This window comes from Phyllobacterium sp. UNC302MFCol5.2 (genome assembly GCF_000686005.1).
Taxonomy (GTDB): domain Bacteria; phylum Pseudomonadota; class Alphaproteobacteria; order Rhizobiales; family Rhizobiaceae; genus Phyllobacterium; species Phyllobacterium pellucidum.
The window spans coordinates 313,639-330,859 of sequence record NZ_JMLL01000011.1; the positions used below are offsets into that span (position 1 = coordinate 313,639).

The 17,221-nt window shown below is 59.7% G+C and carries 15 protein-coding genes; 7 read left to right on the forward strand and 8 right to left on the reverse strand.

What is annotated here, in order from left to right:
- Window positions 1–140: 140 nt before the first annotated feature.
- A complete protein-coding gene (gene cysK, locus BR48_RS0112850) occupies window positions 141–1,115 on the forward strand; it encodes a cysteine synthase A (RefSeq protein ID WP_027231661.1) in 975 nt (324 codons plus the stop codon).
- 478 nt (window positions 1,116–1,593) lie between these two features.
- Here cysK and BR48_RS0112855 read toward each other — a convergent pair whose 3' ends face one another.
- Entirely contained in the window at window positions 1,594–4,191 is a 2,598-nt protein-coding gene (locus BR48_RS0112855) for a PAS domain-containing sensor histidine kinase (RefSeq protein WP_027231662.1), read from the reverse strand.
- A gap of 323 nt (window positions 4,192–4,514) precedes the next feature.
- Here BR48_RS0112855 and BR48_RS25515 point away from each other — a divergent pair, with 323 nt between their 5' ends.
- Window positions 4,515–5,624, forward strand: a complete 1,110-nt coding sequence (locus BR48_RS25515) for a flagellar biosynthetic protein FliO (protein ID WP_027231663.1) — start codon at window positions 4,515–4,517, stop codon at window positions 5,622–5,624.
- Window positions 5,625–5,685: 61 nt separating this feature from the next.
- Here the strand turns inward: BR48_RS25515 and dksA are convergent, their stop codons facing one another.
- Window positions 5,686–6,102, reverse strand: coding sequence for an RNA polymerase-binding protein DksA (dksA, locus tag BR48_RS0112865; protein ID WP_027231664.1), 417 nt, complete (start codon window positions 6,100–6,102; stop codon window positions 5,686–5,688).
- Window positions 6,103–6,488: 386 nt separating this feature from the next.
- Here dksA and BR48_RS0112870 point away from each other — a divergent pair, with 386 nt between their 5' ends.
- The 4 genes from BR48_RS0112870 to BR48_RS0112885 all read left to right on the forward strand — a co-directional run bounded on the left by BR48_RS0112870 (window position 6,489) and on the right by BR48_RS0112885 (window position 10,294).
- Complete coding sequence (locus BR48_RS0112870) at window positions 6,489–7,007, forward strand: histidine phosphatase family protein (protein ID WP_027231665.1); 519 nt, start codon at window positions 6,489–6,491, stop codon at window positions 7,005–7,007.
- Window positions 7,008–7,082: 75 nt separating this feature from the next.
- Complete coding sequence (locus tag BR48_RS0112875) at window positions 7,083–8,546, forward strand: YcjX family protein (RefSeq protein WP_027231666.1); 1,464 nt, start codon at window positions 7,083–7,085, stop codon at window positions 8,544–8,546.
- A complete protein-coding gene (locus BR48_RS0112880; protein WP_027231667.1) occupies window positions 8,543–9,625 on the forward strand; it encodes a TIGR01620 family protein in 1,083 nt (360 codons plus the stop codon). Before BR48_RS0112875 ends, BR48_RS0112880 begins: the two co-directional genes overlap by 4 nt.
- A 132-nt stretch (window positions 9,626–9,757) precedes the next feature.
- Window positions 9,758–10,294 carry a hypothetical protein gene (locus BR48_RS0112885; protein WP_027231668.1) on the forward strand — a complete coding sequence of 179 codons (537 nt, stop codon included), beginning with the start codon at window positions 9,758–9,760 and terminating at the stop codon, window positions 10,292–10,294.
- 87 nt (window positions 10,295–10,381) lie between these two features.
- On the opposite strand, the gene folK is transcribed toward BR48_RS0112885, so the two are convergent.
- Window positions 10,382–10,903, reverse strand: coding sequence for a 2-amino-4-hydroxy-6-hydroxymethyldihydropteridine diphosphokinase (folK, locus tag BR48_RS0112890; protein WP_027231669.1), 522 nt, complete (start codon window positions 10,901–10,903; stop codon window positions 10,382–10,384).
- A complete protein-coding gene (gene folP, locus BR48_RS0112895; RefSeq protein ID WP_027231670.1) occupies window positions 10,900–11,739 on the reverse strand; it encodes a dihydropteroate synthase in 840 nt (279 codons plus the stop codon). The genes folK and folP overlap by 4 nt, the downstream gene beginning before the upstream one ends.
- 122 nt (window positions 11,740–11,861) lie before the next feature.
- Here folP and BR48_RS0112900 point away from each other — a divergent pair, with 122 nt between their 5' ends.
- Window positions 11,862–12,479 carry a DUF922 domain-containing protein gene (locus tag BR48_RS0112900; protein WP_027231671.1) on the forward strand — a complete coding sequence of 206 codons (618 nt, stop codon included), beginning with the start codon at window positions 11,862–11,864 and terminating at the stop codon, window positions 12,477–12,479.
- A gap of 6 nt (window positions 12,480–12,485) precedes the next feature.
- Here BR48_RS0112900 and BR48_RS0112905 read toward each other — a convergent pair whose 3' ends face one another.
- The 4 genes from BR48_RS0112905 to BR48_RS24555 form a co-directional block, all read right to left on the reverse strand.
- Window positions 12,486–13,514, reverse strand: coding sequence for an NAD(P)/FAD-dependent oxidoreductase (locus BR48_RS0112905; protein WP_027231672.1), 1,029 nt, complete (start codon window positions 13,512–13,514; stop codon window positions 12,486–12,488).
- A gap of 187 nt (window positions 13,515–13,701) precedes the next feature.
- Window positions 13,702–14,022 (reverse strand): 2Fe-2S iron-sulfur cluster-binding protein, encoded by a 321-nt coding sequence (locus BR48_RS0112910; protein ID WP_027231673.1) that lies wholly within the window; start codon window positions 14,020–14,022, stop codon window positions 13,702–13,704.
- A gap of 122 nt (window positions 14,023–14,144) precedes the next feature.
- Entirely contained in the window at window positions 14,145–14,516 is a 372-nt protein-coding gene (locus BR48_RS0112915; RefSeq protein ID WP_027231674.1) for an Hpt domain-containing protein, read from the reverse strand.
- 266 nt (window positions 14,517–14,782) lie between these two features.
- Window positions 14,783–17,032, reverse strand: a complete 2,250-nt coding sequence (locus BR48_RS24555) for a hypothetical protein (RefSeq protein WP_155810876.1) — start codon at window positions 17,030–17,032, stop codon at window positions 14,783–14,785.
- Window positions 17,033–17,221: the final 189 nt, after the last annotated feature.

The window sequence follows — 17,221 nt, forward strand, 5'->3', positions numbered from 1 at the left end:
TGGAATGATTTTCCAGTTTTCGCGCGATAATGGCAGGATTTTCCCATGAGGATGCGTCGACCGAACGGCTTCGACTAGGAAATTCCGCCGCTGCCCCATAAGATCGGCCCAACGACGCAATCCAGGATGGGAGTTCATCAATGAGCAACAATGACGCGCGCAAGCCGGGCCGTGGACGCATCTACAATTCGATCGTGGATACGGTTGGCGATACACCCATCATCCGGCTCGACAAGCTCGCCAAGGAAAAGGGCGTGGGCGCCAACCTTCTCGCCAAGCTCGAATTCTTCAACCCCATCGCCAGCGTCAAGGATCGTATCGGCGTCGCGCTCATTGAAGCGCTTGAGGCGCAAGGCAAAGCGACGCCGGGCAAGACGACATTCGTCGAGCCTACGTCCGGCAATACCGGCATTGCGCTTGCCTTTGCCGCCGCCGCGAAGGGGTACCGCCTGATCCTGACCATGCCGGAAACCATGTCGGTCGAGCGGCGCAAGATGTTGAAGCTGCTTGGCGCCGAGCTTGTGCTTACCGAAGGTGCCAAGGGGATGAAGGGCGCGATTGCCAAGGCCAATGAGCTCGTCGAAACGACGCCCGATGCGATTATTCCGGGGCAGTTCGACAATCCGGCCAACCCTGAAATCCATCGTCGCACCACCGCCGAAGAAATCTGGAACGATACCGAGGGCAAGGTCGATATCTTCGTCGCCGGCATCGGCACGGGCGGCACGATCACGGGCGTCGGCCAGGTGCTGAAGCAGCGCAAGCCCGAAGTTCGGATCGTTGCGGTGGAGCCGAAGGACTCGCCGGTGCTTTCCGGCGGCAATCCCGGTCCGCACAAGATCCAGGGCATCGGCGCTGGGTTCGCCCCCGCCGTGCTTGATACGCATATCTACGACGAGGTGATCCAGGTCTCCAATGAGGATTCCTTTGCCAATGCGCGTCTCGTGGCCCGGCTTGAGGGCGTCCCGGTCGGTATCTCCTCCGGCGCCGCGCTGACGGCGGCGATCGAGATCGGCAAGCGCCCGGAAAATGCAGGCAAGAACATCGTTGTGATAATCCCGTCCTTCGCCGAACGTTATCTTTCCACGGCACTGTTCGACGGGCTCGATAGCTAGGATTCGCGCGTCCGCGCCACTGTGCTACTTTGGCTTGTCCCGAGGATCAATTATCCGGCCGGAAGGTGGGTTCTCGGGACAAGGGCCCGAGGATGACGGCGGTGGTAGGTCGACGGTAGTGCTGCAAGGATGATGGCAGGGGTGGAAGGATGCGGTAGTTGCCCGACCTTGGTGGCGCGAGGTCGGATGGTCACGCGACCATGACTGCTGTAGAGCAAGGATGACGCAGGCGGTGTGCGAATTATGGCCGTAGGCGGCTGGCCGTAGTAGCCGGAGGATGACGTAGTAATGGGGTGGATGGCGCTAGTGATCCAAGGATGGCGGTATTAGTGCGAGAACAAGGACGGGCAGAATGACGTTGGTGCGTGGTTTAAGCCCCGCTGTCGACCGACCAGGAAGGGGGTCCCTACTTCCCTACTTCCCTACTTCCCTACTTCCCTACTTCCCTACTTCCCTACTTCCCTACTTCCCTACTTCCCTACTCGCCCTCCAGCATCTCCTTGACGGCCGTCGCGAGCTGTTTCAATGAGAACGGCTTCGGCAGGAATCCAAACTTTGCGTCCTCGGGGAGATTGCGGGCAAAGGCGTCCTCGGCATATCCCGAGACGAAGATGAATTTTATGTCGCCATATTCCTTGCGCAACTCGCGCAGCAGCGTCGGCCCGTCCATTTCCGGCATCACCACGTCCGACACGATAATATCGACCTTGCCGCCCAGTTCCTTCATTACTTCCAGCGCCTCGACGCCGCTGGAAGCCTCATGCACCGTATAGCCGCGCGACTGCAGCGCACGCAGCCCGCCCATGCGCACCGCATCCTCGTCCTCGACGAGGAGAACCGTGGCAGAGCCTGAAAGGTCGGTCGCCTTCTCCGCCTTCTTCTCGCGCTTCGGCGCTTCGGCGGCGATCACCTCGCCATCGGCATTGACGGTCGCCGCCTGCTTCTCCTCCACATAGCGCGGCAGGAATATGCGGAAGATCGTGCCCTTGCCGGGTTCGGATTCGCAGTGGATCGAACCGCCGGTCTGCTTGATGATGCCGTAGACCATGGAAAGGCCGAGGCCCGTCCCCTTGCCCACCTCTTTTGTCGTGAAAAACGGCTCGAAGATCTTGGCGATGACCTCCGGCGGCATGCCGGTCCCGCTGTCGGCAACCTCGACCAGCACGTAGTCCCCCGGAATGAGATCACGGTAATTAAGCTCGGCAGATTCGGCCTCGCTGACATTGCGGGTGCGGATGATGAGGTCGCCGCCATCTGGCATCGCATCGCGTGCATTGACCGTCAGGTTGACGACCACCTGCTCGAACTGGCCAAGATCGGCCCTTACCGGCCAAAGGTCGCGGCCATGCTCGATCTTGAGGTTTACTTGCGTGCCGGCAAGCCGCGTCAGCAGCATGCGCACATCGGCAATCACGTCGGTAAGGTTGAGAACCTCCGGCCGCAGGGTCTGACGGCGCGAGAAAGCGAGGAGCTGGCGCACCAGCGATGCGGCACGGTTGGCATTCTGCTTGATGTTCATGATGTCGGCGAAGGACGGATCGGACGCGCGGTGATTGGACAGGAGCAGGTCCGACGACATGATGATGGCGGTCAACACATTGTTGAAATCGTGGGCGATACCGCCGGCCAGCTGGCCCACGGCCTGCATTTTCTGGCTCTGGGCCATCGTGGCCTCGAGTGCCTTTTGTTCCGTCGTCTCCACGACCGAAACGATAGCGGCTTCCTCGGCGCCGTCCTCCGATCCCGCATCGAACACCGGGCTGATGTAGAAACGCAAATGGCGTTCCTCATTGCCTGGAACGACCGTATCGACAGGCGAAATCTCGGCCTGACCGTCAAATGCAGCCGCAAGTGCCCGGTCAAAGGCTTCGCGGTCGCGCTCGTGCACCACAGTCTCCAGGGGGATGCGCCGGTCGATGTCGTCACGGTCGACGATTGGCGCGAACAGACCGAGGAACCGCGCATTGGTACGCAGGATCTTGCCTGTGGCATCGACGGCGGCAATTGCCATCGACGCGGAATTGAAGAAGCGCGTGAACCGGACTTCCGCTGCGCGCAACGCGGCCGAGTTGTCCTCGCCCTCGGCGCGGTTGAGAACGATGGTGCGGCTCGGGCCCCGCCTTCCGTCGCGCTGCACCTGTACGCGGTGATAAAAACGGACGGCGAGACTCTGGCCATTGGCCTTGGCAAGGTCGAGGTCGATCACCGTATTGCGGCTGGTGCCGGGCTCGGTCTTGACCGCATTGATCAGCGCCATGCCATTGCCGGCGACGATCTCGCGAACCATCATCGATCCCGGTGTGAACCGCGTCAGATCGACGCCGAGCCATTCGGCGAGCGTCGCGTTGATGTAGATGATGCGCCCGTCAGGATCGGCCGAGAAGAAACCGGCAGGCGCATGATCGAGATGGTCGATCGCTTCCTGAATGTCTTGGAAATAGCGTTCCTGCTCGGCGCGCTCGGCCGAAATATCGGCGATCTGCCAGGCATAGACCGGAGCGGTCTGGTCAGGAATGCCGGCGACCGGGCGCGCCTTGATGCGGTACCAGGTCGGGACCGGTTCGCGCGACGGATCGAGAGGACGCGACAGCCTGAGTTCTTCCTGCCCGGAAATCCCGTCGCGCACGGCATTGGCGAGACGGTAGATGGGATCTGAGGCGGCAGCTTCCCCGGAAAGAATATGTTCGATCGGGCGGACATCATTGGAATTGGTGACACCCGTCAATTGCGCATAGGCGCGGTTTGCGTAGACGATGCGCCCCTTCTGGTCGCAAACGACGGTGCCTTCGGGCAGCGTATCGACAAAGGCGCGTGTCAGTTCGTCGCTCGTGCCACGCGGGGTAAACTGGATTACGTTGATCGCCGAGCCGAAAAGATAGAAAACGCCGGTCATGGCCAGCGTGCCGAGCAGTCCAAGAAGGAACTGTTGCCCCAACTGGTCCCGGTAAATGAAGTAGAGGATCGAAACGCCGACGAGCAGCACACCGAGGATGACGAGGCGCAGACCCGCCTTGTTCGACTTGGTATTCGCAATGATCGGTTCTGGATAAAGATCGCTGTTCGTTTCTTGAGACATGCGTCTCAAACCCCTTTTTACCTCACAATCGCCGCCACGACCCTGGCTGCGCTGTCTCGCTTCGAATCGTTTGGATCATATCTTTTCGGCGCTATAAACCCTATCTTTCAAATGCAGGGCCTTCGTCCACTACTCGTTGGCTGACTGCCGATTCCATATCGCCGCCGGGCGAATGCTTCCGGCTAATGATTTATCCCAGGGTAGACTGACGGCATCAGGGTTGCGGCCAGCATTGGCTCGCACTAGTGTCACGCAAAGTATTGCGTGGAAGCCCATGTCGGGGAACAGGTTTTGGGCTCGGAGACCTTAAAGGAGAGTTCGTCATGAACGCTTGGCTCGCCCCTATCGTCGGTGACACAGCCGCCCCCATTGTCGGTTTTGTCCTGCTGTTCCTCCTGGTGATCCTGCTGTTGCTGATCGTTTTCGCCATCTTGCGGCGCGCAACCGGCGGAACCTTCGTCGCCGGCGGCCGCAACAGGCAGGTGCGCCTCTCCGTCACTGACGCAGCAGCCGTCGACAATCGCCGGCGTCTCGTGCTCGTACGGCGCGACGATGTGGAACATCTCATCCTGATCGGCGGCCCGAGCGACGTTGTCATCGAGCAGAATATCCGCCAGTTCGCAAAGCAGCCCTCGCGCAACGAAACAATAGCACCGCCGGTTTCCGCGCCCGTGGCCGAGGCGAAGCGACCAGTCGCGGTGGAAGAACCGCAGCCGGAGCCGATTGCTCCGATCGCCGCCCCGGAACCGGTCGCGCCCGTCGCGGCACCCGCCCCGTCACGTCCTGCGCAAACCGCCCAGGCCGCGCCGCAGATCCCCTTGCGCCCTGCACCGCCCCAACAGCGTCCGGTCGCGCCGCAGCGGGATTTGCGTCTCGCCGAACCACCAAAGCATGCGCCAGCCGCCGTTCCCGTTCCTCCGCTGCCCGCAGCAGCTGGAGCCGCTCGCGTCGCAACGGTTGCGACGGCAGTAGAGGCCCCATCCTTCGCCGCACCAGCCGTCGAGACGCCGGTCGTTAGTGAGCCTGCGGCCGAAAACGGTGTCTGGCCCCGCGTCATGCGGCAGGCATCCGCCCCGCAACCGCCAGCGCCGAAGATGGAATCGCCTTCGCCCGCACCCGCAAGCGAGCGCCCTTCGGAACCGCGCACGACCACCGCCGCAGCTTTTCCCTTTGCCGTGCGCAATGAACCCGCCTCGGCTGCGCCTGCACCTTCGGCCTATAAGGAACCGACGCTCGAAAACGTCGGCCCTGCCGAGACGGTGGAGCCCGACGTGACCCTCGGCGAGATCGACTTCTCCGAGGCCTTCGAGGCGGATCTTGAAAGCGAGCTCAACATTGCACCCGGCAAGGACGAGGCGCCCAGGAAAGCCGACAATATCGAGGACGAGATGGAGCGTCTCCTTGGCGAACTCTCCAAGCCGGAAAAACGATAGACCGTACAAAACGAAAGGCCCGGAAAACCGGGCCTTTCTCTGGTGCTTTGATTTTCTCCGCTCAGTCGTCGCGGTAAACTTTCTCGCGTCGTTCGTGACGTTCCTGAGCTTCGATAGAAAGCGTTGCGATCGGCCGTGCATCAAGACGCTTCAGGCTGATCGGATCCCCGGTCTCCTCGCAAAAGCCGTAGGTTCCGTCGTCGATACGCTGCAAAGCGGCGTCGATCTTCGAGATGAGTTTGCGCTGGCGGTCACGGGCGCGCAACTCGATGGCGCGGTCAGTTTCGGACGAGGCGCGATCGGCTATGTCCGGCAGGTTGGCGTTTTCCTGCTGCAGGATCTCAAGCGTTTCGCGCGCCTCCCGCAGAATGTCGTTTTTCCAGTTGATGAGTTTTTCACGAAAATAGGATTTCTGCCGATCACTCATGAAGGGCTCGTCATCCGTGGGCTTGTAGTCAAGATCGATCAGTTCATTCATCTTTGAATCACCCTGCACCTATGAGACGCGAGGAGGCCTATATAGGTCGTGTCACATGGGCACACAACTACAAAAAGACATGTAAATCGCAGAAACAAATGGCAGGAATTTGCTCAATTTATTGGCAAAATTGGCAGGATGTTCGAATTTTCTGCACCGAAATGATTGGTTTTCGGGGCCAAACGCGGCCTTTTATAGCTCTTACACTCTACTGGGAGTTGTAGCTTGCACTCCCAAAACGCATGCAGCACAGAATTTCCGCAGGCGCCTTTTGCACAATTATTTGATTATTTTGACATTTGCGCCACAGCTGAATCCAGCAATTGCGTCTTTCGAAGAAGCGTGCAACCACTCTAAAGGGCATCTTAGCGCTGGGAAATCGATAGATGAGTCAGGTCTTTTTGTTGCGGCATGCAAAAGCGCTCTGGCCCTCGGCCGGTCAGAAGGACTTTGACCGTGCCCTCGATATTGCCGGCATCGAAGCTGCCAAGGTCGTCGGCGAGGAGCTGAAGAGGTCTGGATTTCGGCCCGAAATCGTCCTGTGTTCACCTGCAATCCGGGCACGGCAAACTCTTGAATATATCGCTCTCGAACTACCCTTTATCGTTGAAGACGCCGAAAAGCTCTACTCGGGCGGCGCCGATGGCTACCTTTTGAGCGTGCGCATGGCCGGCCTCGAACACGAAACCGCCAATTCCGTCATGCTTGTCGGCCACAATCCCATGATGGAGGAGCTTGCGATCGCGCTCATAGACCAGGCAAAATCACCGGCACACCCTGACCTCGTATCGGGTTTCCCCACTGCTGGCCTCGCCGTCATCAGTTTCGAAGCCCCTCTCGCCGAAATTAACCCGGGAACCGGTATGCTTCAGGCGTTCTTCTCACCCGCCGAACATCACCTCTAAGACGTCAATTCCTTGCCATCGACCGGGCTTCGTCCCATATGGCTGAAACTGTGACCGCGCCATGGGACGATAGAATTGGGTACACTGACGACATTTACCGACGAAGCCAAAATTGCGCTCGATACATTGGCCGACCGGACCAGTGCGCTCGTTTCGCCGTCGCTCCGCCTCGGCGTAACCGGCCTTTCGCGTGCCGGCAAGACAGTCTTCATCACCGCCCTCGTCCACAATCTGATCCATGGCGGCCGGTTGCCGCTGTTCGAAGCGCAGAAATCCGGACGCATCGCCCGCGCCTATCTGGAGGAACAGCCGGATGATGCCGTGCCGCGCTTCCAATATGAAGAACACTTGAAGGCGCTGATCGACGACCGCATATGGCCGGAATCGACGCGAGCCATTTCTGAACTCCGCTTGACGATCGAATATGAATCCGCCTCGATGTGGAATCGCATGTTTTCGGGCGGCAAGCTCTCCGTCGATATCGTCGACTACCCGGGCGAGTGGCTGCTCGACCTGCCGCTTCTCGGTAAATCCTACAGCGAGTTTTCGAGGGATTCCTTTGAGTTGGCTCAACTCGCCAGCCACCGCGATGTCGCGACCGACTGGGTTCAGGAGGCAGCCGGCGCCGAGGCCGATGGCCCGGCCGACGAAATGTGGGCGCAGAAGCTGGCGAAAAGCTTCACCGCCTATCTGAAGGCGGGCAAGGCGGACGAACGGGCACTTTCGACCCTGCCGCCCGGCCGCTTCCTGATGCCGGGCGATCTAGACGGTTCGCCCGCACTTACCTTCGCGCCGCTTCCCGGCCTTGCCGATGGCAAGCATCGACCCGGGACACTCGCCGCCATGATGGAGCGCCGCTACGAGGCCTACAAGACCCATGTCGTCAAGCCGTTCTTCCGCGAACATATCGCCCGTCTCGACCGCCAGATCGTTCTTGTCGATGCCATGCAGGCCATGAATGCCGGTGCGGCCGCGGTCGCGGATCTCGAAAGAGCGCTGACGGAAATTCTCTCATGCTTTCGCCCTGGCAGCACAAACTTCCTGACGGGACTGGTGCAGCGGCGCATCAGCCGCATCCTGGTTGCCGCAACCAAGGCCGACCATCTCCACCATGAAAGCCACGACCGGCTTCAGGCCATCGTGCGCCGCCTCGTCGACCGCGCGGTGAGCCGGGCCGATTTTTCGGGTGCAAGCGTCGATGTGCTCGCCATGGCCGCCGTTCGCACGACGCGCGAGGCAACCGTGACGCAAGGCAGGGAGGTATTGCCCGTGATCGTTGGTATGCCCTTGAAGGGCGAGACGATCAATGGCGAGACATTCGACGGCAAGACTGAAACTGCCATATTTCCCGGTGACTTGCCGGCAAAACCGGATTCAATCTTTGAAGCTCCGGACCGCCCCACCGACGATCCGGCCATTCGCTTCGTTCGCTTCCGGCCACCCAAGCTCGAGCGCACCGCCGAGGGTATAACACTATCACTGCCGCATATCCGGCTCGATCGCGCCCTACAGTTCCTCATCGGAGATCGCCTCGCATGACGGACCAGAACTCGCGCAAGCCCGCAGCCTTTCGCCTCGACCCAGCACCTGCAGCGGAAACACGGCACGCTGCCAGTGCGCCGAAATCACAGGTGCGCCGCCCGACAGCGATCAAGGATGTTGCGGTGATTACGCCGGCTGCTGTCGATGTTTTCGACGTCGATGACGCCGTTGCCAATGAACTCGACGCGCTGACGCCGCCGCCCGCCCTTGCCCGCAAGTCGCGCTTTTCTTTCGCATCGCTCTTCACCGGCGCACTCGGCATCCTGGTATCGCTTGCTCTGGGGTTATGGGCCGACAATCTTATCCGCACCTTGTTTGAACGGGCGCCCTGGCTCGGCTGGCTGGCGCTTGCCGTTGCTTTCCTTGCGGCATTTGCACTTGTGGCAATCGTCCTGCGCGAAGGTCTCGCCCTGCGCCGGCTGGCGTCCGTGCAGCATTTGCGCGAAGAGGCAGCGAAAGCCGCCGAGGGCAATGATAGCCGCGCAGCAAAGGCCGTCGTCGGCAAGCTCGTCGCGATCGCCGAGACATTGCCGCCCACGGCCAAGGGCCGCGCGCTGCTCCACGATCTGCGCGACGAGGTCATCGATGGTCGCGACCTGATCCGCCTCAGCGAAACCGAGTTGCTGCGCCCGCTCGACCGCCAGGCACGTGACATGATCCTTGCTGCCGCCAAGCGCGTCTCCATCGTCACCGCGGTCAGTCCGCGCGCTCTGGTCGATATCGGCTACGTCGTGTTCGAATCCGCGAGGTTGATCCGGCGCCTGTCGGAACTTTATGGCGGCAGGCCCGGCACGCTCGGCTTTCTGCGACTGACGCGCAATGTGATCGCGCATCTTGCCGTCACCGGTACCGTTGCCATGGGCGACTCGATCATCCAGCAATTGGTCGGCCATGGGCTTGCCGCAAAACTTTCCGCGCGCCTCGGCGAAGGTGTGATCAATGGTCTGATGACGGCGCGCATCGGCATTTCTGCGATGGATCTGGTGCGGCCATTTCCCTTCAATGCCGAACGGCGCCCGAACATCGGCGATTTCATCGGAGATTTGGCCCGTATCGGCGGAACGAAAAAGGAATAGTCCCACGTTCGCCAATTATTGGTTGCAATCTTCGTCGCGACACGTTTTCTGTGGACGGCAACTTTCCGTTAACCATTCCGGACCATGATCGCCCCACGTACCTATTCCAATGATTTGTGTTGAGTCCCGCCGATGAAGAGAAGCGCAACAGCCGCTGCCCTGTCCCTGTTCGCCTGCGCGCTTCTCGCGCCGCCGGCGCATGCAAGGGACAACGATGCCGAGTTCTTCCGCACGGTCGAGGGTCAATGGACCGGACCGGGCGAGATCGTCGCCGGTAAATACAAGGGCACGAAATTCACCTGCACCCTTGACGGAACAACGCCAGCAGAGAAGCCGGGCATGACGCTCGACGGCAGCTGCCGCGTCGGCATCTTCAACCAGCCGATGAAGGCGACGGTCATCCGCTCCGGCAATAGCTACAAGGGCACCTTCCTTGACGGCTCCGCCGGCAAAGGCCTCGATATCACCGGCGGCAATGTCGCCGGCGACCGCGTCGTCCTTTCGATAAGCCGAAAGCAGCTCACCGGCGTGATGCAGGCAAAATTCACCAGCGACAACACGATGAACGTGACGATATCCGTTCGCCTTGAAGACCAGCTTATCCCCGTTGTCGGGGTATCCTTGAAGCGAGTCGATTCGGTGGCTGTCGGAAGTATCGCAAAGAACTGAGCCTTCGGCCCTCTTTCGCGTACGCAGCGTCCTTCCCTTGCATCACCCTCGCGTTTGCCGGAGTGGCCCGGAATCAACGGTGGTGCCTCAAGCTCCTTCGCGCCACCAGCCGGAATCGCCCAGCGCTTCCTCCACCCCGGCCTTGTCGCAACGGGCTAGCCAATGCGACACGGGCTTGCCGTCAACCACCAGATCCGGTGCAATTTCGGCGAGCGGGACAAGCACGAAGGCCCGCTCGGTCATGCGCGGATGCGGCAGAACCAGGGTCGGACTCGCGAAAGTCTCGAATCCGGCATAGGCAAGCACGTCAATATCGATGATGCGCGGTCCCCAGCGCTCGATGCGTTCGCGCTTCATCTCTTTCTCGATGTCGAGGCAGGTCGCAAGCAGCGCCTCTGGCTCCAGCGCGGTCAAAACCTCGGCGCAGGCATTATGGAACCAGGCCTGGTCGGTCTTGCCCCAGGGCGGCGTCTTGTAAACCGGCGAGACGGCGACGACATCCGTATCCTCGCGTCCATCAAGCGCACGCAGTGCCTGCGCCATGGCAGCCACAGGGTCGCCGATATTGCCGCCGAGGCCAAGCCAGGCCTTGTGCATGGGTTGCTTCATCGGCGTTCCCGCCGGGCAGCAAGCATCGCATCGGCAAGCGCGAGGGCGCTACGATTCATTGCCACATTGTGCACGCGGAAAATATCGGCGCCGGCAAGGCGAAGCAGAGCCGAAGATGCGGCCGTCGCGACGTCGCGCTGCTCCCCCTCGCCGCCGGACGTAGCGCCGAGGAAACGCTTGCGCGACGTTCCGGCAAGGAACGGATAGCCGAATGCCGCAAGTTCGGCGAACCGGTCCATAAGCGCGATGTTTTCCGCGGTGTCCTTGGCAAAGCCGAAACCGGGATCAAGGACGATCTGCTCGCGGGCAACGCCGGCAAGCTTGGCGATTTCGAGCGAGCGATTGAGAAACGCGAACTGGTCGACGATGACGTCCGGATCGCGCTCGCGTTCGCGCCCTGTATGCATGATGACGAGACCCGCGCCCGTCTCGGCGGCAAGGTCGGCGATGGCAGGCTCCCGCTGGACCCCCCACACATCGTTGACAATATGGGCGCCGGCGCGAACGGCAAGCCGCGCCGTCTCTTCGCGATAGGTATCGACGGAGATGATGATGTCGCTTTCCTTCACGAGGGCCTCGATGACCGGCAGAACCCGCGACTGCTCCACATGCGGTTCTACTCGCGTTGCGCCCGGGCGGGTCGATTCGCCGCCGACATCGATGATATCGGCGCCTTCGGCAATCATCTGCCGGGCTCCGGCAAGCGCCTGGTCCAGGGAATAGTGCTGGCCGCCATCGGAAAAGGAATCCGGCGTAACGTTGAGGACGCCCATGATCAGCGCGCGGCTCCCAAGCGTTAGCGTGCGGCCATGCCCGAGCTTCCAATTCCAATCCATTGCCTTACTCCCTTCACATTCCCCTGTTTTTGAACAGAACGCGCACGGCGTCAATTCATCCGCAATGTTTTTGACGATAGGGTCTGGATCGGGCAGACTTGGCCGGAACACAGGAACAGATCATGCGTATTTTTGCTAAAGCTGCAGCGTTTGCCACAGCGATCGTCCTTGCAGCACAGCCTGCCAACGCAGCGACCGTCCTGCGCAGCTATGAATACTTCAACCTTAACGGCAAGACGGCGGCGGATCTCGACCGCGAGCTATACCGCCGCGGGCCGGTCCTGCAGAAAACCGGGCAGCGCCATCCGGGCATGACCAAGATGCGCTTCGAAAGCCGCATCAAGTACGGCTCCAATGGCAAGACCTGTCGTGTGGTCGATGCGACGATCATCGTCCACGCGCATGTCTACCTGCCCCGCTGGGCGCAGCGGCGCACCGCGCCGGCCGATCTTGCGATGATCTGGGACACACTTTCAGCCGATATCAAGCGGCACGAGGAAAGCCACATCTCCATTGCCCGCACCGCGGCAGGCAATATGGAACGCCAGATCGAAGCGCTACCCTGGCGCAGCGACTGCGCAACATTGAAGAACGATATCAGCACGCTGACCGCGAAACTTATGAAGCAGCACGACCTTGCCCAGGTGCAGTTCGACAAGGTCGAGGCCCTCAATTTCGAGGACCGCTTCGGGCGGCTATTAAGCTACCGCCTGATCCGCGAGTTCGGCAAGACGCCGTAACCGGGCCTAGTTGGCGACGCCGAGTTTCTTTTGCAGACTTGTCGATGATGTCGTGTACTGGAAGACGATCCGCTCGCCCGGGCTGACAATGTGCTTTGCCGCCTGTGTCATCAGGGCGGCTTCGTGGAAGCCGGAAAGGATGAGCTTCAGCTTGCCCGGATACCAGTTGATATCGCCGATGGCGAAGATGCCTGGTTCCGACGTCTCAAAGTTCTCTACATTCACCGGAATGAGATTCTCATGCAGATTAAGCCCCCAATCGGCAATCGGTCCGAGTTTCATCGTCAGTCCGAAGAACGGCAGCATGCGCGTGACCGGAATATCGATTTCGCCTTCGCTGCCCTTGATCGTCGCATGACTGAGTTGCCCGTCCTCACCTTTGAGCCCTGATACCTGCCCAAGCTCAAAGCGGACGCTGCCGCTTTCGACGAGTTCGAACATCTTCTTGACGCTGTCGGGCGCTGCGCGAAATTCCGCGCGGCGATGCACGACGGTCAGGCTTCGTGCAATCGGCTGCAGGTTGAGCGCCCAGTCGAGCGCGGAGTCGCCGCCGCCGACGATGAGGATATCCTGGTCGCGGAACTCCTCCATCCGGCGCACCGAATAGAACACGCTCTTGCCCTCATAGGCTTCGATGCCGGGAACTGGCGGGCGCTTGGGCTGGAATGAGCCACCACCGGCCGCGATCACGACCACCTTGGCCTCGAAGACCTCGCCCTCGTCGGTTTCGACATGAAAACCGCCGTCGGCCTGACGCTCCAGCTTCGTAACCATCCGGTTGAAATGGAATTGCGGCGAGAAGGGCTTGATCTGCTCCATGAGCTTTTCGGTGAGATCATGGCCGCTGATGATAGGCCAAGCCGGGATGTCATAGATCGGCTTTTCCGGATAGAGCTCGGCGCACTGGCCGCCCGGACGATCGAGAATGTCGATGAGGTGGCATTTCAGGTCATAAAGGCCAAGCTCGAACACCGCGAAAAGACCGACGGGGCCGGCGCCAATGATGACAATATCGGTTTTGATAACTTCGCTCATCGAAAATTCCTCATGCCAGAAGGTCTGTATGCCGTGCAGACGAAATTGGGATCTTGGCTGGTGCATACGGGACGCACGGGCTGCACAGCGCGTAGCGACTGCATTCACCAAGGTCAAGTGAGTGCATCCTCGCCCACCCGTAAAATGGCGCGCCGATCGGCGATTTTAATCCATCGATGAGAAAATATCAGGCCTGCCGCTCGGGAACATGCACCACGAGACCGTCGAGATCGTCGGATACGCGGATCTGGCAGGACAGGCGCGAATTGGGACGCACGTCATAGGCGAAGTCGAGCATGTCTTCTTCCATGGCCTCCGGTTCGCCCGCAACGCCCGTCCACACTTCATCGACGTAGACGTGGCACGTGGCGCAGGCACAGGCGCCGCCGCATTCGGCATCGATGCCCGGCACCGCGTTGCGGATCGCATTCTCCATCACGGTCGAGCCGTTTTCTGCGTCCGTTTCGAACCGTGCGCCATCAAAAGTGACAAACGTGATTTTCGCCATAACATGCCCCAAGCAGGAAATTTTATCGCTGACATAGGGATTTGGGGCGGGAAGTCAATTGCACTCCCTGACGCAGCCCGAGCACGCGCGGCACCGGGCAACGTTATGTCGGAAGCTACGCCTCAACGGGTAATGGCAGCGATATAGTCGCGCACGTCGTCGATGATGGGCCGCAGTTCCTTGAGCTTGCTCGGGTCGGCCGGCGCATATTCGATGGCTTCAGCCACGTCGGCAACGCCGAAAGCGCCGATGATGCGGGCCGAACCCTTGAGCGACTTTGCAAGCCGCGCACGCTCGTCAGGTGTCGCATGGGCGAGCCGGTCGACAATGCTGCTGGTCTGGCGGGAAAAGAGGCCGAGAATTTCAGTTTCGAGCGTGCGGTCGCCGAAAGTCTCGCGGGTCAGGTGAACGAGGTCGATCGGTCGTTTGCGCGAAGGGAGCGATTGCTCTCCGCCCGGCAATGCGAATGCCATCGATGCCGCCTGTTGTGCCATTGCTACTCTCCAGAACACGTTTACGAATGAACGAACAAGTTTCATCAAATTGCGCTGATTCAAGGTTAAAACTTGGCAATCGCCGGGCGTTTTAAGGATTATGGTGAACGTTCGGTAAATTTTGATGTTTTGCTGAAATTTGGGCCGCTCTAGTTCTTCGGCTTGATGCGGCTGCCCGCGCTCCGCGTTCTTGAAAAATATGCGATTGAAAATGCGCATCCCGCCTCGGACTATGCCAGAAGCGGGATGCGGGATTGTAATATGCGCTACTTGCGGGCAACGGTTGAGAGCGGTGCTTCCCGGCTGAAGTTTTGCAACTCGATATCGGTGACCGCCACCTTGCCGCTTTCCTTGGGGAAGCTGAGCTTCAACTCCTTCAGCCCGGTCATATCAATGCCGCCGAACGCCTTGAGCGGGATTGCAACCATGTTGAGCAACGAAGCCATTTTTCGATCGGCGAACGGCGCATCGCGGGGATCGTCGATCATGGGCAGCCCTTTTTCCATTTTGCGCGGGACATTATAGAGGGCGTCGGTAAAAGCGCTTGCTGCAACGGTGGCTGCCTTGCCGCTTTTGTCGGTCAGCGTCACGTTGACTTCCTGTCCTGTAGGTCGCACGACAGCAATACGGAATGTCAGCGTATCGTACGACTTGGCGGAAAGACCCTTCAGATCCGTGGCAATCGAAGCATGGGACTTGCTCCAGGCAAGCTCGAAATGATCGGCAATTGAAAGGAATCCCTGTGGGCGGATCCCGTCACCATAATCAAAATGCTCCAAGCGGCCTGGTTTACAGTCCGATACTCCTGTGCTGCCCAGCCCCATCGTGCAGAAGGCTGCCTCATCAAAACCGCTCAAGCTGAAGCTGCCGCCAAATTCGTTGCGCGCCATGCTGTCACTGCGCTCGAAGCGCTGAATGAGCTTGCGCTTGTCGGCGCCTTTTTGCACGCTCAGGACAACCCTCTCATCGCATGGACCGTCGGTGGAGGGACAGGCGGCATTCGGCAGGCGCGCCGCCGCGTTCCAATAGGTAGCAAATTTCTGCTCGCCGCCGACATGGTAGCGCATGAAGGAGCTGATGAGGAAATTGCCGCTGCGGCGCTGATTGTCCTCGCTCAGGCGGATGCTGTCCTGCCTGGCTGCGTCGCAATATAGTGGTGCATTTCTATCGAAATCGTCCTCTACCCATACCGTATTATAGTAATTATGGTTGGCGCCCTTGACCATGATCTGGTAGTGCGGCGCCATATCGCTTATCGGGCCGAAGCGGTTGTGATCATAGGCAATCGCCCCATTGAGATTGGCCAAATCTCCATCGCAGCCGGGCAGCAGGACGGCAAGCGGCACATTGTTGATACCGAAATTTCCATCTGTATCAGTCGGGGCCAGCATGAAAGCGCCTTTGAAGTCATAGGGCTTTACCGTCTCGCGCCCGGCGGCGTAGAAGAGATTATATTCCTTGGCGGCTTCCGCGAATTTATCGTCGTCAATACTGGCCGGGGCCGCGGCGACCGCAGGGCTTCTCGAAGTCCCCGGGAAGGATTCGATTGCCGGTTTGACCGCCTCAAGCAAGTCAGGATAATCCTCCTCGAAGAAATAAGGATTTGCTTTCAATGACGCGCGCAGATCGTCCTCGGTCACCCCGAGCCGTGTCTGGTTGAATTTGATGGCATAGGAGACGCCCTGTCCGCCGCGCGAATGACCCATGATGCCGATACGGTCGAAATCGAGCTTGTCCTTCAGTACGTCGAGCGGCCCGGGTTCATTGTCTGAATTAACCTGGCCGGATGCATCGACCTGGCGCAGCCGATCCAGCGTGCCCAATATGAGTTGCGCCCGCGACTGGCTGGACTCGTCTCCATCAATCGCGCTGCCGCTATTGATCCCGTTGGCGTCGATCGAGGCCACGACATAGCCATGCGCCGCCAGATCCTGAGCAATATAATCATACCCTCTATAGCTCGGATCAGTGTTCCAATGATTCCCGTGCAGAAAGATGATAATTGGAAACCGTTCTGCCGTTGCGGCTGATTTCAAAGGTTGGGGATAGCGTATTTGGCCCCTGATAGGAGTGATGAAAACCTCATCGTCGCTGGGTGTAGCGGTCTCATAAATGCCGTACTGTCCGGCCGTCGATGCCACGAGGTTGCCCAGGTCGTAGTCAAGGGCGGGCGAAGGTTTAAGTGTTGCGCCGCCGACCGTGTCGGGGGCGATTTCGGTGAATCGCACCACTTTTTCTTCCGCAGCGGGCATTACGATTTGTGTGTCGGTGGGCCCGGTGAGCGGGATCGCCTCGCCGCCGCCCAGTTGTGGATCAGGCGACCCCGTTCCGGGAACGACGGTGACCGTTCCTACAACAGGTCCTTCCGTCGGGCTGGGATTTGCAGGCGCCGTTTCCTTCAAATCGTTCGGTGTTTCGAATGTCGAAGCCACCGCTGCGGGTTCGACCGTTGGCGCCGCCGTTACCCGCCCTTCCGTATAACTTTGATCGCACGCCGATAAAAATATCATCATCATGCCAGCCATGCATGTTCTGTGTGCAATATGCTTTGTTCTATAAATCATCCAGTTTCACCCAATATGTGGCGTTTGCGCTTAAAAATGACTCAAAACACGTAGTTTGCCGATAAAGCATCCGGCAGCAGACTCTTTTCCGTGTATCCATAGTCAGCAATTTTCGTGCCAGAACGGGGCGCGCCGTTTTTA

Excerpts from the sequence above, each read along its gene's own strand:
- BR48_RS25515 (WP_027231663.1), top strand. The coding sequence starts at position 4,515 with ATGAACGCTTGGCTCGCCCCTATCGTCGGTGACACAGCCGCCCCCATT.
- BR48_RS0112880 (WP_027231667.1), top strand. The coding sequence starts at position 8,543 with ATGACGGACCAGAACTCGCGCAAGCCCGCAGCCTTTCGCCTCGACCCA.
- BR48_RS24555 (WP_155810876.1), bottom strand. The coding sequence starts at position 17,032 with ATGATGATGATATTTTTATCGGCGTGCGATCAAAGTTATACGGAAGGG.
- dksA (WP_027231664.1), bottom strand. The coding sequence starts at position 6,102 with ATGAATGAACTGATCGATCTTGACTACAAGCCCACGGATGACGAGCCC.
- BR48_RS0112905 (WP_027231672.1), bottom strand. The coding sequence starts at position 13,514 with ATGAGCGAAGTTATCAAAACCGATATTGTCATCATTGGCGCCGGCCCC.
- folP (WP_027231670.1), bottom strand. The coding sequence starts at position 11,739 with ATGGATTGGAATTGGAAGCTCGGGCATGGCCGCACGCTAACGCTTGGG.
- cysK (WP_027231661.1), top strand. The coding sequence starts at position 141 with ATGAGCAACAATGACGCGCGCAAGCCGGGCCGTGGACGCATCTACAAT.
- BR48_RS0112855 (WP_027231662.1), bottom strand. The coding sequence starts at position 4,191 with ATGTCTCAAGAAACGAACAGCGATCTTTATCCAGAACCGATCATTGCG.
- BR48_RS0112885 (WP_027231668.1), top strand. The coding sequence starts at position 9,758 with ATGAAGAGAAGCGCAACAGCCGCTGCCCTGTCCCTGTTCGCCTGCGCG.
- BR48_RS0112910 (WP_027231673.1), bottom strand. The coding sequence starts at position 14,022 with ATGGCGAAAATCACGTTTGTCACTTTTGATGGCGCACGGTTCGAAACG.
- BR48_RS0112870 (WP_027231665.1), top strand. The coding sequence starts at position 6,489 with ATGAGTCAGGTCTTTTTGTTGCGGCATGCAAAAGCGCTCTGGCCCTCG.
- folK (WP_027231669.1), bottom strand. The coding sequence starts at position 10,903 with ATGAAGCAACCCATGCACAAGGCCTGGCTTGGCCTCGGCGGCAATATC.
- BR48_RS0112900 (WP_027231671.1), top strand. The coding sequence starts at position 11,862 with ATGCGTATTTTTGCTAAAGCTGCAGCGTTTGCCACAGCGATCGTCCTT.
- BR48_RS0112915 (WP_027231674.1), bottom strand. The coding sequence starts at position 14,516 with ATGGCACAACAGGCGGCATCGATGGCATTCGCATTGCCGGGCGGAGAG.